General features: G+C 72.6%; 11 protein-coding genes. All 11 read right to left on the bottom strand.

Annotated features, from left to right (window positions below; genetic code table 11):
- Position 1: 1 nt before the first annotated feature.
- Entirely contained in the window at positions 2 to 583 is a 582-nt protein-coding gene (locus ACFY3L_RS17445) for a TetR/AcrR family transcriptional regulator (protein ID WP_389324266.1), read from the bottom strand.
- Between the two features lie 44 nt (positions 584 to 627).
- Entirely contained in the window at positions 628 to 2,757 is a 2,130-nt protein-coding gene (locus tag ACFY3L_RS17450) for an acyl-CoA dehydrogenase family protein (protein WP_389324269.1), read from the bottom strand.
- Between the two features lie 30 nt (positions 2,758 to 2,787).
- Positions 2,788 to 3,537 (bottom strand): thioesterase II family protein, encoded by a 750-nt coding sequence (locus ACFY3L_RS17455; RefSeq protein ID WP_389324272.1) that lies wholly within the window; start codon positions 3,535 to 3,537, stop codon positions 2,788 to 2,790.
- Complete coding sequence (locus ACFY3L_RS17460) at positions 3,534 to 4,796, bottom strand: cytochrome P450 (RefSeq protein ID WP_389324275.1); 1,263 nt, start codon at positions 4,794 to 4,796, stop codon at positions 3,534 to 3,536. Before ACFY3L_RS17460 ends, ACFY3L_RS17455 begins: the two co-directional genes overlap by 4 nt.
- 89 nt (positions 4,797 to 4,885) lie before the next feature.
- Positions 4,886 to 5,602: a hypothetical protein gene (locus tag ACFY3L_RS17465; protein WP_389324278.1), complete on the bottom strand. Its 717-nt coding sequence runs from the start codon at positions 5,600 to 5,602 to the stop codon at positions 4,886 to 4,888.
- 82 nt (positions 5,603 to 5,684) lie between these two features.
- Complete coding sequence (gene lysX / locus ACFY3L_RS17470) at positions 5,685 to 6,557, bottom strand: lysine biosynthesis protein LysX (RefSeq protein WP_389324281.1); 873 nt, start codon at positions 6,555 to 6,557, stop codon at positions 5,685 to 5,687.
- A 13-nt stretch (positions 6,558 to 6,570) separates the two neighbouring features.
- Complete coding sequence (locus ACFY3L_RS17475) at positions 6,571 to 7,593, bottom strand: BtrH N-terminal domain-containing protein (protein ID WP_389324284.1); 1,023 nt, start codon at positions 7,591 to 7,593, stop codon at positions 6,571 to 6,573.
- Positions 7,590 to 8,237 (bottom strand): hypothetical protein, encoded by a 648-nt coding sequence (locus ACFY3L_RS17480; protein WP_389324287.1) that lies wholly within the window; start codon positions 8,235 to 8,237, stop codon positions 7,590 to 7,592. The genes ACFY3L_RS17475 and ACFY3L_RS17480 overlap by 4 nt, the downstream gene beginning before the upstream one ends.
- 12 nt (positions 8,238 to 8,249) lie before the next feature.
- Positions 8,250 to 9,008 (bottom strand): 2OG-Fe dioxygenase family protein, encoded by a 759-nt coding sequence (locus tag ACFY3L_RS17485; RefSeq protein WP_389324290.1) that lies wholly within the window; start codon positions 9,006 to 9,008, stop codon positions 8,250 to 8,252.
- Between the two features lie 210 nt (positions 9,009 to 9,218).
- Positions 9,219 to 14,639: a type I polyketide synthase gene (locus ACFY3L_RS17490; protein WP_389324293.1), complete on the bottom strand. Its 5,421-nt coding sequence runs from the start codon at positions 14,637 to 14,639 to the stop codon at positions 9,219 to 9,221.
- Position 14,640: 1 nt separating this feature from the next.
- Positions 14,641 to 14,865, bottom strand: coding sequence for an MbtH family protein (locus tag ACFY3L_RS17495; RefSeq protein WP_389324591.1), 225 nt, complete (start codon positions 14,863 to 14,865; stop codon positions 14,641 to 14,643).
- Positions 14,866 to 14,869: the final 4 nt, after the last annotated feature.

Genomic DNA, 14,869 nt, shown 5'->3' on the forward strand with positions numbered 1-14,869 from the left:
GCTAGCGACGGGCGCGGTCGAGCAGGGTGTCGAGGGCAAGCCGGGCGCGCGCCTCGGCGCGCTCGTCCTCGAGCAGGTGAAACGCCTGGTGGAAGACGAGCAGGATGCCGTTGAACTCGTACGCGGCCTGGTCGGGGTCCAGGTCCGCGCGGAACGCGCCGTCGGCGACGCCGGCCCGGAACATGGTGGAGATCATGTCCAGCATGTCGCGCTCGCCGCGCACGACCTCCTCGCGCACGACGCCGGGCTGGTGGTGGAACTCGGCGGCGGCGGTGACGAACAGGCAGCCGCCGGGCGCCGCCTCCCACCGCAGCCAGCCGTCGAACAGCACGCGCAGGCGCGGCTCGCCGCGGGGCGCGGCCAGCGCGGCGCGCACCACGCGGTCGACGAACCGGGTCCGCGCGTGCTGCAACACCTGCACCTGCAGCGACTCCTTGGACTTGAAGTGCCCGAAGAGCCCGCTCTTGGACAGGGCTGTGCGCTCGGCGAGGGTGCCGATGGTCAGCCCGCCGAGGCCGACGGCCCGCGCGACCCTCGCCGCCTCGTCCAGCACGGCGAGCCGGGTCTCCTCACCTTTCCCCATGCGCTCAGAAAAGCACGACCGTTCGGATTGCGCAAGCAGCAACCTCAGGCGGCCGCGGCCAGCCACAGATCGGCGGGGCTGCCGAGGCGGGTCGACTCCACGGACACCTGCCGGTACGCGGTGGCCGTGGTCGAATGCGCCAGCATGCCCCGCACGCCGTGCAGCTGCAGCGCCGTCCGGCTCGCGACCTGCGCGTGTTCGGCCAGCGCCGCCAGTACAGACGCCGCCGACGCATCCTCGTCGCGGTCGAACTGCCAGGCTGCCCGGTGCAGCACGAGCCGCCACCCGTCGCCCTCCCCCATCAGCGTCGCCAGGCGGTGCGCGACCGTCTGCCGCTCGACCAGGGGCCGGCCGGACTGGATGCGGGTGTTGACGTGCGCGCGGGCCACCTCGAGGATGCGGTCGGCGATGCCGAGCAGCAGCGCCGCCTGCCGGAGCCGGGCCGCATCGAGGGCCCGCGACCACCGCTCCTCGGTGATCCGCAGCGGCTCGGCGGCGGCGCCGTCGAAGCGGATCCGGGTGGCGGGCGTGCCGAAGTGCTCGAACGCGTCCACGAGGCAGGTCGCGGGGTCCGGCAGCACGAGGTGCCACCCCTCGTCGGTGCGCACCACGCACAGCCCGACCGTGCTGCGCGGCAGCGGCTCCGACTCGCCCCACAGCGTGCCGTCGCCCTTCACCCGCACGCCGGACGGGCCGCGGGCGCCGATCACGACCCCGTGACCGGTGCCGTCGAGGAGCCCGCCGACGATGTCGGCCGGCACGTCGGCGCCGTCGAGCAGGTCGAGGGCGAACGCGGTGTCGCGGTAGCAGCCGAGGGGCTGCAGCGCGTGGCCGAGCCGGTCGTTGACGACGATGTCGGCGCCAAGGCCGAGCGCGGCGCCGCCGAGGCTCGCGGGCGCGCTGAGCGCCGGCACGCCGATCGTCCCGAGCTGCTCGGACAGGTCGCCGGTGCGGGTGAGCACCGCGTCGACCGCCTCCCGCAGCCGCTGCTGCACCGGGTCGAGGGCCGGTCCGGGCGCGGCGACACCGCCCGCGTCGTACACCCGCGCGCTGCTCAAGATGTCGATCATGACCTCGGACGCCCCGCCCGAGATGGTGACGCCGGGCGACTCGCGCAGCGCCGCCTCGAGGATGCGGTCGCCGGCGCCGGGGCCGGGCACGAGCACGTCGGGGCCGAGGGCGTCCAGGGCCCACCAGGCGATCCGCTGGCCGGTCTCGCTGCAGTGCCACTTCGCGAACGACGACTCGGCGATGTCGGCGTTGCCGTCCTGCAGGTTCTGCATCACCTGGCAGCTGAGCAGCTTGCTGGCGGCGAGGCGGGTGCGGTGCTTGGCCAGGCCGACCCGGGTGACGTCGCCGGGGCGGCGGCCGTCGGCATCGAGCCGCTCGGCGATCATGTTGAGCCAGTGCCGGCCGCGCGCGTAGTAGTCCAGGCCGGTGCGCTCCGCGGCGAACATCTGCGTGATCAGCGACCAGCCGGCGCCCGGCCGGCCGAACACGGCGTCGTCGCCGACGCGCACGTCGGTGAACCAGATGTCGTGGAACTGCTCGTTGGCGAGGCTGGGGATCGGGCGGATCACCACGCCCGGCGCGTCGAGCGGGACGAGGAACAGGGTGATGCCCTCGTACTGGTTGCTCTGCGGGTCGGTGCGCACCGCGATCAGCGCGAAGTCCGCGTAGGCGCTCTTGAGGTTGTACGTCTTGCGCCCGTTGATGACCCAGCCGTCATCGTCGCGGACCGCGGTCGTCTGCAGCGCGGCGAGGTCGGAGCCGTTGGTCGGCTCGGTGAAGAGGATGCAGGCGGTCGTCTCGGCGCTCGCCATCGCCGGCAGCAGCGTCCTGCGCTGCCGCTCGTCGCCGGACGCGAGGATCAGCGAGCCGACGTTCTGCACCGAGATGCAGTACAGGTTCTGCGGGATGCCGTGCGCGACGAGCTGCTCCAGCAGCGTGACGGTCGCGGTGTAGTCGAGGCCGCGGCCGCCGTACCCGGTGGGCCACGACGGCGCGAGGATGCCGGCGGCGCCGAGGTGCCGGTACAGCGGGCGGACGTCGCCGTCCATCCCGTCGGCGCGGGCATGGACGTCCTGCAGCAGCCGCGCCGTCTCCGGCGACCTCAGCACCCGCTCGACCTCGGCGGCGAAGTCGGCGGTCTCCTGGGGAACATCGAAATCCATGCTCAGGCTCCTTAGCAACGTCAGGACGCGTCAGACGCCACGGAGTGCGGCGTGGACCTCCCGCACGACCCGGGCGTGGTGCTCGGTGAGGAAGAAGTGCCCGCCGGGCAGCACCGAGAGCGCGAACGCCCCCGACGTCTGCTCGCCCCACGGTGCCATCGCCGACGGCGGCACCCCCGGGTCGCTGTCGCCGCACCAGGCGGTGATCGGGCACGACAGCAGCGGACCGGGCGCCATCCGGTAGCGCTCGATCATCGAGAAGTCCGCCCGGAGCATCGGCATCAGCAGGTCCAGCAGGTCGTCGTGCTCGAAGACCGCGTTGTCGGCGGCGCCGTAGTCGCGCAGCATCTCGATGAACTCGGCGCGCGGCAGGTCGCTGACCGGCTCCCGCGGGCGCACGATCGGCGGTGCGGGCCGGCCCGTCACGAACAGGTGCCGCACCGGACGTCCGGCGGTCTTGAGCCGCCGGGCGACCTCGAACGCGAGAATGGCGCCCATGCTGTGCCCGAAGAGCACGGTCTCGGTCGGCTCGCCGGCGATCACCTCGGCGAGGTCGTCGGCGAGCCCGGCCAGGTCGCTGACGGGCTGCTCCGCCATCCGGGCGCCGCGCCCCGGCAGCTGCACCGGCACCAGCTCGATCCGCCCGGTGAAGTACTTCTCCCACGCGGCGTAGTAGGTGGCGGAGCCGCCCGCGAACGGGAAGCAGTACAGGCTGTGCGTCGCGGTGACCGACCGGAACCGCTGGTCGAACCACGGTGCTGTGGTCTGCGGGATGCTCACAGCGCGGCCGCCACCTTCCGCGGCGTGAAGCGCACCGGCAGGCTCTTGTACCCCGGCACGAAGTGCGACGCGACGTGCTGGACCTCGCCGGCGATCTCGACGGTGTCGACCAGGTCGAGCATCTCCTCGATGAAGATCTGCAGCGTCACCTTCGCCATCCCGGCCCCGATGCAGTAGTGCGGGCCGACGCCGAACGCGAGGTGCCGGTTGGGCCGGCGGGTCAGGTCGAAGGTGTACGGGTCCTTGAAGACCCGCTCGTCGCGGTTGGCGGAGCCGAGCCACGCGCTGACCGGCTCGCCGGCCTTGATGGTCTGCCCCTGCAGCTCCACGTCCTGGATGGCGTAGCGCATCAGCGCGGTCACCGGCGACGCCCAGCGCAGCACCTCGGCGAGGGCGATCTGGATGTCGTCGCGGTGGTCCCGCAGCCGCTCGAACTGCTCCGGGTGCTCCGCCCACTGGCTGAAGAGCGTGCACAGCGTGTGCGGCGTCGTCACGTTGGCGCCGATGAGCAGCACGTAGCCGTTGACCATCGCCTGCTGCTCCGACATCGGACCCTCCGACAGGTCCATGTTGCGCATCCTGCCGATCGCGTCGGGGTTCTCGGCGCCGCGCTCGCGCTTCGCGAACTGCTCCCGGAACGCCTCGAACATCTGGTGCCGGGCCTGCCGGACGGTCGACATCGCGTTGCCGGAGGCGTAGGTCGGGTCCTCGTAGGCGATCGTCATCATCACCACGTGCATGAGGTGCTCCCAGTCCTGCGGGGGCAGCCCCATCAGCGTGCCGGTGATCGACATCGCGAACATCATCGTGTCGTGGGCGATGTCGTGGACGTCCTTGTCGATGGCCCGCCGGATCGCGTCGCGGGCCAGCCCGCGGATCAGCTCTTCGTGCGTCTGGACCAGCTCCGGCGCGAACGCCGGGTTGAGCGGCTTGCGCAGCTCGCCGTGGCGTGGCGGGTCGGTGTCGGCGAGCATGTCGTCGGTGGCGATGTCGGGCGTGTTCAGGTCCAGGACGCTGAGGATCGTGCCGCGCCGCGACGAGAACTCGGTCGGGGTGCGCAGCACGCGGCTGACGTCCTCGTGCCGGGTCACCACCCAGAACGGCTCCCGGCCGCCACCGGGGTCCGCCTTGTAGACCGGCGCCACCTCACGCAGGTGCGCCCACAGCGCATGCATGTCCGTCACGGCGTGGAATGCGGAGTCGAGCAGATCGGGGTCGTCGAACTGCACCGGACAGAACGGCGGCGTTGAGATAATCATCAACCGGGCCTTTCGATATCGCCTGTGCATGTCGTATGTGTCGAGTATTTGCTAAGGCAACGGTAACTGCACAGTATGTGCGCAGCAACTCAGGAAACTCGAATCCGTCGATGCAACAGCTGCTCGTAGAACGGCAGATGGTGCTCGTAATAGCGGCGCAGCAACGGATCCGTCTCGGTCGTCCGCTCGTAGGAGCGCTCCGTGCGCCGCACGGTCGAGCTCTCGCTGACGTCGGTGTGCCAGCGTGCCGACTGCCGCCACTCCGGCCGCTCCCCCGGCTGCCACTGCAGGACGTCCTCGCGGAACGGCAGGCCCACGGCGGCGCAGTACGCCCGGACCGTCGCCTCCGGGCGGTCGACGAGGTCCTCGGAGTCGATGACGATCGGCTCGCCGCCGGCGTCGAGCACGGCCTGGTGGATGCGGTGCAGATACTCCACGCCCACCTCGTGCGGCGCCATCTCGGGGCGGATCGCCGCGTAGGACGGGATGATCTCGCGCGGGTCGCGCAGCAGGAACGCGTGCCGGGCGCCCTTGAGGAAGTCCTCGCGGGCGAAGAGCGCGTCGTAGCGGCAGTCGGTGGTGTCCTTGAAAAACACCGTCGAGGTCGCCGACAGGTCCAGCAGCGCGTCCATCAGCTCGTCGTAGGAGTCCACCGGCCGGTCCTCGACGAGCGTGCGGCCGTCGTTGGCGATGTTGCAGAACGGCTCGTGCACGGCGCGCAGGTCGTCGCGCTCCAGCATCATCCGGAAGAACACGGTGGACCGGGACCGGGGCGCGCTCCACAAGGCAAGCAGCGACTGGCTCATGCCGCCGCCTCCGCTGCGCTCCGGTGCCGGCCTGAGCCAAACCTGTCACATGATGAGCGGCCCGAGCCGCTCCGCTGGCCGCTCATGTCGACTCGACCTCCTCGATGGTGCCGACCGCCCAGTCGACGATGTGCCCGGCGACGTCCACGTCGGTGGCGTCGATCGCGCCGTGGAACTCCGGCGTGTGGTTCACCTCGTTGGCGAAGAGGCGGCCCTCCTGGTCGATGAGGATGTCGACGCCCAGGAAGCCGCCGCCGACCGCGTTCGCCGCGGCCACGGCGAGGTCGTTGAGCTCGTCGGTGATCGGGCACGGCGTCGGCGCGCCGCCGATCGCGGTGTTGGTGCGCCAGTCGTCGACGGCGTTCTTGTAGATCGCGCAGACCACCCTGTCGCCGGCGACGTAGGACTTGATGTCCTTGCCCGGCTTGTCGATGTGCTCCTGCAGGTAGTACACGTGCTGCTGCGGGTTGGGCAGGGCGGCGCGGTGCTCCAGGATCGCCTGGCCCTGCTCCTCGTCGTGCACCCGCGCCGTCAGGTTTCCCCAGGAGCCGGTCACCGGCTTCGCCACGAGGGGGAAGCCGAGCTTCGGCATCGCCTCCAGCGCCGAGGACGTGCCCCACGCGACCGCCGCCTGCGGGATCGGCAGGCCGGCGTTGTGGAAGGCGAGGGTGGTGCGCAGCTTGTCGCCGCACGTCTCCAGCACCGGCGGCCGGTTGAGCGTGGGCACGCCGAGCGCGTCCAATGTGGACGCGACCGACGCGGCGCGGCTGTGGCTGACCTCGCGCATGAGCGCCGCGCGGTACGGCGGGCGTCCGTCGGCGAGCAGGACCGTCAGCTTGCGCGGGTCCACGTGCTCGAAGTTCAGCCCGCGTTCTTCCATGGTCTGCAGGATCAGCCGCTCTTCCCGGCGGACCCGGGAGGCGACGACGGCGATCGGCATGTCTGTGGTGTCCACGATGACCCTTCTCCTAAGCCCGGCGGCTCACGGCGTCCGCGGTGACTTCGAGCTGTTCGAGCGCGACCTCGAGGCGGCGCAGCAGTTCGTCGCTGTGCGCGCGCAGCTCCGCGGGGCGGTGCCGGCCCCAGACCCGCGAGTGGGCGCCGGTCATCCGCACGCCGGTCCAGCCGTGCGCGACCGCGTTCACCCGCGCCGCCGCCTCCGCGAGGTCGAAGCTGCCGAAGGCGCGGCCCTGCCGGCGCAGGAACTCCGCGTGCAGGCCCGCTTGCGCCTGGATGTTCCAGCTGATGACGTACAGCTCGCTGAGCGCGACCTCGGCCGCGCCGGAGCCGGGCGGCAGCGCGCACAGCTCGTCGAGGTAGTCCCGCAGCCCCGCCACCCCGGACAGGGTGTCGCCCTCCGACGGGCGCCGGAAGCGGGCCACGTTCGCCCGGATGACCTCGGCGGTCCACGCGCGGTCCGGCTCCGGGACGTCGCCCCGCATCCGGGCGTCCAGCCACCGGCGGTCGCTGGGGCTGGCGCTGAAGAACACGTCGCCGTCGTCGGCGGGGTTCGCCGAGCCCCAGCTCGCCATGAAGTCCGCGATCGGGATCGGGCACTGGAAGGCCGGCGGCTGGGCGTCGGACACGTACACCTCGGTGTCGGTGATCCGCCACACCACCAGCAGGTGTGCGGCGTGCACGTCGTGGAACGCGGGCCGGAACGGCAGGTGGAAGTTGTCCACGGCGGCGATCGGCAGCACCCCGGCCGCGAGCGCCTCCCGCAGCTCGTCCAGGCCGGTGCTCCGGTGCCAGCTCGACTCGAAGGGGTGGAACAGCGCGAGCCGCTTCGCCAGGGAGTCCGGCTCGGCGTGGTAGTAGTACTCCTCGGTGGTCCAGGCGCCGGCCTTGCGGCGGAACTCCCACGGCGCGCCCAGCACGGTGACGGGGTCGTGCCCGTCGTGCAGCAGCACGGTCGCGAGGGTGCCGTGCAGGCAGCTGCCGAGGTCGCGGGTCCACAGCTGGACCTCGTTGAGGGTGCGGGTCGACATCATGCCGCGACACCGCCCGCGAGCCGGACGTCGACGCCGGTCACCAGCGTGACCGCGAAGACGTGCAGGGCGACCAGCCGCGGCAGGCGCAGCGCGGTGGCGACGCCGTGGCGCGGCATCCCGATCCGCGACAGCCACATCGTGGTCGGCAGCCGCTGCTGTACGTGGTGCGGGTAGTGCATCCGCTCGGTCTTGAACGCGGGCTCCTCGCCGAACGCGGGCGTGCCGTCGAGGAAGTCCGAGACGCCCACCCGCAGCGGGTCGGCGTACCCGTCGTCGTAGTGCACCCAGAGGATGTCCTCGCTGCGCCGCTCGGAGGCGGCCAGCAGGTAGATCCAGTCGTAGCGGCCCGGCGGGACCTCGATGACCTGGCCCTCGGCGCGCACGTTGTCACCGCCGGCGTGGGCGTCCGGCCACACGAACGGGATGCCGGCGACCTCGATCACCGTGCGGGGCGCGGGCAGCTCCCCGGCGGGGAACGAGTTGCCCCACGCGTTGAGCCGGCCGAGCCCGAGGTCCTCGACGCTCGTCGTCGCCCGGTTGTTGAGCAGGTCGTCGATGCCGATCAGGCAGAACTCGGGGCACGCCGTCGAGGCGGGCAGCCGCCGCACGAGACGGCCGGGAGCGCTGGAAACCTGGCTGCTCATCGAACCCTCCAATCAGTACAGCGACAGTGCCTGCAGGGAGCTGTGCGTGCGGCCGTTCACCTCGGCGAGATCCGGCACGGTGTTGAAGTCGACGATCATCGTGTCGCGCCAGCCGGGCACGGACCGGTCCTCGGTGCGGATCTCGCTGACGGCGTGCTCCATCGTCGTGTCGGACAGCACCAGCGCCTCGAGCGGCTCGGTCATGGTGACGCGGTGCTCGGCCCGCTCCTCGCCGCGGCGGAAGACCTGGCTCTCGCCGCCGACGCAGTGATGCCGGCCGATCAGGTGGATCGCGACGTACTCGTGCCCGTCGGAGTGCCGGCCCTCCGGCGCGGGCTCCGAACCCTCGTCGGGCTCGGCGATCACCCGGATGAAGTGGACGCCGAGCTCCCAGTCGCGGTCGCCGGCGGCCTCGTTCACCAGGCCGACCGACTCCTGCAGGATCTCGCTGAAGCGGCAGCTGGTGAGGGCCTCGTCGGTCAGCGGCTCGAAGACGCGCAGCTGGTCGCCGAACGCCCGGTTGATCTGCTTGCTCTGGAAGAACTCGGTGCCGAGCAGCGGCTCCAGTGTGCCGTCGCGGTGGGCGAGCACGCGGCCGTAGCGGCGGTTGCGCCGGCACCTGGCCGGCCCGAGATAGGCGTCCGGCACGAGGTCGTCCCAGGCGGCCGTGAAGCGTTGCCAGTCATCTCCCGCGGTCGGCAGCGGCAGGCGGCCGTGCGCCCAGCCGCGCTGCGCGACGTCACCGGCGCGGAGGTCTTCGGAGCTGTCCATCAGTGGCTCCCCTCGATGGGTCGACGTGCGCGAGTACGCACACTCGGGGGCTCTGCAGTCAATACGTCGAGAATACTATGAACTCTGCATCGTGTCCTGTTGACTGTCGGAGCCTTTTCGCTGATACGACGGGCCCGGGACTGGTGGGTCGCACCGTCCCGGGCCCGGTGGGGCCGGGACGGCGAGGTCATCACCGTCCCGGCCCCGTTCTCATGCGGCGGCTACCGGGGTCTCCACCCGGACCGGGGGCACCTGCCTGGTCAGGCTCGGCGTCCCGTTGGTCCCGGGCTCCTCGGCAGGAGGCGTCTCCGAGGCACCCCCGGCAGCCGCGTCCTGGGCCTCCTGCTTCTGGTCCTGCGCTTCGGCCGGCTCCTGCGTCGCGCCGCCGACCTCGCCCGCGAGGAACTCGGCGAGGGCGCGGACCGTCGGGTTGCTCCACAGGATCGTCGGCGGCAGGTCCACCGCGAACGTGCGGTGCAGCCGCACCCGCAGCGCCACGGTGAGCACCGAGTCGACCCCGAGCTCCAGCAGCGGCCGGTCGATCGCGATGTCCTCCGGCGCCAGGTTCAGCTCGGCGGCGACCTGCTCGTGCGTCTCCGCCGTCACCTTCTCCACCAGCTCGTCGGCGGGGACCGTCGCCCAGTCCACCGCACCGCCGCCGGTGTTCTCCGCCGCGGCGTCGGTCACCGACAGCTGCGAGAACACGGGCAGGGTGTGCCCGGGCATGACCCGCATGACGGTCACGTACGGCAGCGCGTAGCGGTCCGCGTAGCTCCAGCTGCGCAGCGCCTCGCTGACGGTGATGCCGCCCAGACCGCGCGACTCGGCCTCGAGGATCGTGGCCTTGCCGGTGGTCTCGCCCATGCCGCGGCCGATCCACTGCGCCCACGCGAAGCTCGTCGAGCCGATCTCGCCCTGCGAGCGCCGCAGCGCGGCGAGCGCGTCCAGGAACGAGTTCGCCGAGGCGTAGCTGACCTGCCCGGTGAGCCGGGCGAACTGGCCGCACGAGGAGAACATGGTGAAGAAGTCCAGCGTGCCGGCCGGGTACAGCCGGTGCAGGACCATCGCGCCGTCGGCCTTCGGACCCATGGTCGTGTCCAGGTTCTCGGCGCCGGTCTTCTCGACGAGGGCGTCGGAGACGACACCGGCGCAGTGCACGATGCCCCGCACGGCCGGCAGGTCCAGCGCGCCGGGGTCGAGGGCCTTGGCCGTGGCCTCCGGGTCGGAGATGTCCAGCCGCAGCACCCGTACCGTGGCACCGGCCGCCTCCAGGGCGACGACCTCCGCGATCTGCGCGGCGACGGCCGGGTCGGTCACGCCGTCCCACTCCGAGCGCGGCGGCAGCCCGCGGCGGCCGACCAGCACCAGGCGGCGGGCGCCCTGCTCGACCAGGTAGCGCGCGGCCTCCAGACCGAGCGCACCGAGACCACCGGTGACCAGGTAGGTGCCGTCGGGACGGCAGTCCACCGGCTCTCGCTCCGCCGGCCGCTCCAGCCGGCGCAGCCGGGCCGCGAACAGCCCGTCGGCCGTGCTGGACAGCACGTCCTCGTTCGGCGGCAGCGCACCGATGACGCCGGCGACCGACGCGAGATCGGTGTCGCCGTCCACGTCGACGGTGCCGCCCCACAGGTCGGGCCGCTCACCGGCGACGATCCGGCCCGCGCCCCACAGTGGGGCGTGCGCCAGCGCGCCTTCCGTGCTGCCCTGCCGGACCCCGCGGGTGAGCGCCCAGATGGTGGGCCGCTTCTGCTCGTCCTCGATCGCGGCGACCCGCTGGACGGCGTCGACGAGCGCCTGCGCGCAGCGGCGGGCCGCCTGCTCGGGCGCCTCGTCCGGCAGCAGTGCCGGCGGCGCCACGATCACCACGTCGCCGCCGGCCAGCAGGCCGTCGCCGATCGCGGCCGGGTCCGTCGTCGCGCGGGTCTCCACGCCGCGGGCGTTGAGCGCGCCGACGAGCGCCGGGCCGCCCTCCGGCTGCCCGAGCAGCAGCGCCTGGCGCGGCTGCGGCGCGTCGGCGCGCACCTCGACCGGCTCCCAGGCCAGCTCCTGCACCAGGTCGCGCGGGCCGACCGCGCCGGAGCCGATGTCCTGCACCTTGACGTAGCGCAGCCCGCGGGCCTCGCACACGACGGTGCCGGACTCGTCGGCCACCTGCATGTTGATGGTGTCCGGCGTGCGCGGGTCCCGCGTGGTGTGCACGTAGATCCGCGGCGGCGGCGCGCCCTTGAACTGCAGCGACTCCAGGTGCGAGCAGGTCCGCAGCACGGTCGAGTCCTCGGTCATCACCAGCACGCCGCTGGCGGTGAGGGCGGCGTCGACGACCGCGGTCCAGCTCGACGGGTGCAGCTTCGGCGTGTGGTCGACGGTGACCGTCGCGATCTGCTCGTCGTCGCCGCGCAGCAGCTCCTCGACGACCCACGGGAACGTGTAGCCGTCGACACCCATCGCGCGGAAGATGCCGTCGACCTTCGCCCACGTCCACGACACCGGGCAGCGGGCACGGATGGTGTCCACGTCCTCCATCGGGGTGGTGCCGACCTCGGGCTCCGGCACGACGGTCGCGGTCGTGTGGGTCAGCCACTCGTCGTCCCTGACCCCGCCGCCGGCACCGCCGGCGCCGTCCTCGCGCTTGATGCGGCTGGCGAGCCGGACCTTGTCCTGCTCCATGACGACCTGCACGATGCGGGTCGGGTGCGCGGCCAGCGGGATGCGGAACACGATGTCGCGCAGCCCGTAGGGCACGTCGCCGTCGCCGGCGGCGGCACCGATGAACGAGTTGAGCACCACCGAGGCCGGCACGGTCTCCACGCCGACGACCTTGTGCGACTGCGCGTAGGGCCGGTTGTCCATGTTCAGCTCGGTCTGCCAGACCCGCTGCACGGGGGCGCTGGCGACGGTCGTGTGCCCGCCGATCAGCGTGTGCTTCTCCGGGTCGTGGCCGACGCCCGCGTGCTCCGACGGCGTGTCCGGGAAGATCCAGAACGGCTTGTGCTGCCACCGTACAGCCGGCACGTCGACGAGCTCGCCCGCGTAGGACCAGCGCACCGGGCTGCCCAGGCAGTGCAGGCGGGCCAGGTTGGTCAGGACGGTGCGCTGCTCCGGCTGCTCCCGGCGCAGCGTGACGGCGACCTGCGCGTCGGAGACGCCGGCGTCGATCGCGGTCTCGCTGATCGAGTGCGCCACGACCGGGTGCGAGGACACCTCCAGGAACACCCGGGCGCCGTCGTCGAGCGCGGCCCGCACGGCCTGGTGGAAGCGCACCGGGTCGGCCAGGTTCGTGGCCCAGTAGTCGCCCTCGCGGGGCACGCCGGAGCGCGGGTCCGCCATCGCCGTGCTGTACAGCGCCACCTGCGGCGGGCGGGCGTGCAGCTGCGCCGCGGCCCGCCCGACCTCCGCCAGGACCTCGCCCCGCACGTGCGGGGAGTGGAAGGCGACGTCGGTGTTGACCTTGCGGGCCTGGATGCCCTCGCCCGACAGCTCCGCCACGAACGCCTCGACCGCGTCGATGTCGCCGGAGACCACTGTGGACAGCGGGCTGGCGGCGATCCCGGCGACGACCCCGTCGCGGCCGGCGAGCCGCTGCTCGACGTCGGCGAAGGCCATCGGCACCATCGCCATCGCGCCCTGCCCGGCGACCCGCTCGAGGGCCCTGGCCCGGCGGCAGGCGAAGCGCGCCGCCTCGATCCGGTCGAGGCTGCCGGCAGCGACCGCCGCGGCGATCTCACCGACCGAGTGCCCGATGATGGCACCGGGGACCAGGCCCAGCTCCGACCACACCTCGGCGAGCGCGACCTGCATCGCGTAGGTCATCGCCTGGGTGCGGGTGACCGTCCACGGGCCGCCGGCGTCGATCGCCTCGCGCGGGGTCCAGCCCAGCTCCTCGGCGAAGACGGGGCCCAGCTCGTCGATCACGCGGGCGAACACCGGCTCGGTGGTGAGCAGTTCCTGGCCCATCCCGGCCCACTGCGCGCCGTGCCCGGAGAACACCCAGACGGGCCCGTCGGCGCCGCAGTCGCCGAACGTGCGGGCGGCACCGGTGACGGCGTCGGGCGAGTGCTCGCCGTCGGCGAGCGCGTCGAGGGCGTCGATGAGCTCGTCGGTGCCGGCGGCCACCACCGCGGCCCGGCGGGCCAGGTGCGAGCGGCGCTCGGTCAGCGTGTGGGCGAGCGAGTCGAGGTCGGCGCTCCGGTTGGTGCGCACCCAGTCGGCGACCGCGCCGGCCAGCCCGCGCACGCCCTGCTCGGAGGCGGCCGAGATCGGGAAGACCCACGGGCGGGCGGTCTTCGCGCCGCCGTGGCCGTTGGCCGACGGGCGGGTCGCCGGGGCCTGCTGCAGGATGGCGTGCGCGATCGAGCCGCCCACGCCGTAGCTGGAGACACCGGCGCGCCGGCCGTGCTCGCCGGCACGCCACGGCGTCGGCTCGCCGACCAGGCGCATCCTGTTGTCGTCCAGGCCCAGCTCGGGGTTGACCTCCTCGTGCGGGGTGGGCGGCAGCTCGCCGTGCTGCATGCCGAGCAGCACCTTGATGACGCCGGCGATGCCGGAGGCCGCCTCGACGTGCCCGACGTTGGGCTTGAGCGTGCCGATCAGCAGCGGGTCGTCGCTGTCCCGGCTGGGGCCGAAGACGCTGCCGATGGCCTTCGCCTCGGCCGTGTCGCCCAGCTGGGTGCCGGTGCCGTGCGCCTCGACGTACTGGACCGTGTTGGGGTCGATGCCGGCCCGCTCGTAGGTCTCCTGCAGCATCCGCTGCTGGGCCTCGCTGTTGGGGGCCATCATGCCGTCGGAGCGGCCGTCCTGGAACACGCCGCTGCCCATGACGAGCCCGTAGATCGGGTCGTCGTCGCGGACCGCGTCGGACAGGCGCTTGAGGATGACGACGCCGCCGCCCTCACCGCGGCCGTAGCCGTCTGCGGACTTGTCGAACGCCTTGCTGCGCCCGTCGGGCGAGGTCGCGGAGGCCGCGTCGAGCGCCACCACGAGCGCCGGCGACGACATGATGTTGATGCCGCCGACGATCGCGACGCTGGTCTCGCCGGTGCGCAGGGCCTGGCACGCGACGTGCAGCGCGGTCAGCGACCCGGCGCACGCGGTGTCGACCGCCATGCTCGGCCCGTGCGCGTCGAGGAAGTACGAGATCCGGTTGGCGATGCCGTAGAACGTGGTGCCGTTCACGGCCCAGGCGCCGGTGCGGTCCAGGTCCTCCAGGAGCCGGCGGCCGTAGTCGTTGGTGTTCGCGGCCACGTAGACCCCGGCATCCGTGCCGGCCAGCGACGTGGGCGGCAGCCCGGCGTCGCACAGCGCCTCCCAGGCCATCTCCAGCATGATCCGCTGCTGCGGGTCGATGTACTCGGCCTCGCGCGGGGTGATCTGGAAGAACTCCGCGTCGAAGCCCTCGATGTCCTGCATGAACGAGCCCTTGCGGGTCGTCCGGCGCAGGATCGCGCGGCTCTTCGGGTCGGCCTCGTACGGGTCCCACCGCCGGGCGGGCATCTCGCCGACGGCGCTGCGCCCGGCCCGCAGGAACTCCCACAGCTGTCCGGGTGTGTCGAGGTCGGGGGCGAAGCGGCAGCTCATGCCGATCACCGCGAGCGGCTCTTCAGTGGTCTCAGGGGTGTGTGGTGTGTGCACCATCTCAGCCAACGTGAACACCTCCATCGGCGACGACCGCGCGGCGCAGGCTCAGCGGCCGCAGGTCGGTCCATACCTCGGCGATGTGCGCGAGGCAGTCGTCCTTCGGGCCGTCAAAGCCCTCGGTGGCCCAGCCGTCCGGGACGTCCTGCCCGGCGGGCCAGATCGAGTACTGATCCTCGTGGTTGCGCACCACGAGATACGTGCGCTCGTCCGTGCTCACTGTCACTCCC

Source organism: Dactylosporangium sp. NPDC000521 (assembly GCF_042898305.1).
GTDB lineage: Bacteria > Actinomycetota > Actinomycetes > Mycobacteriales > Micromonosporaceae > Dactylosporangium.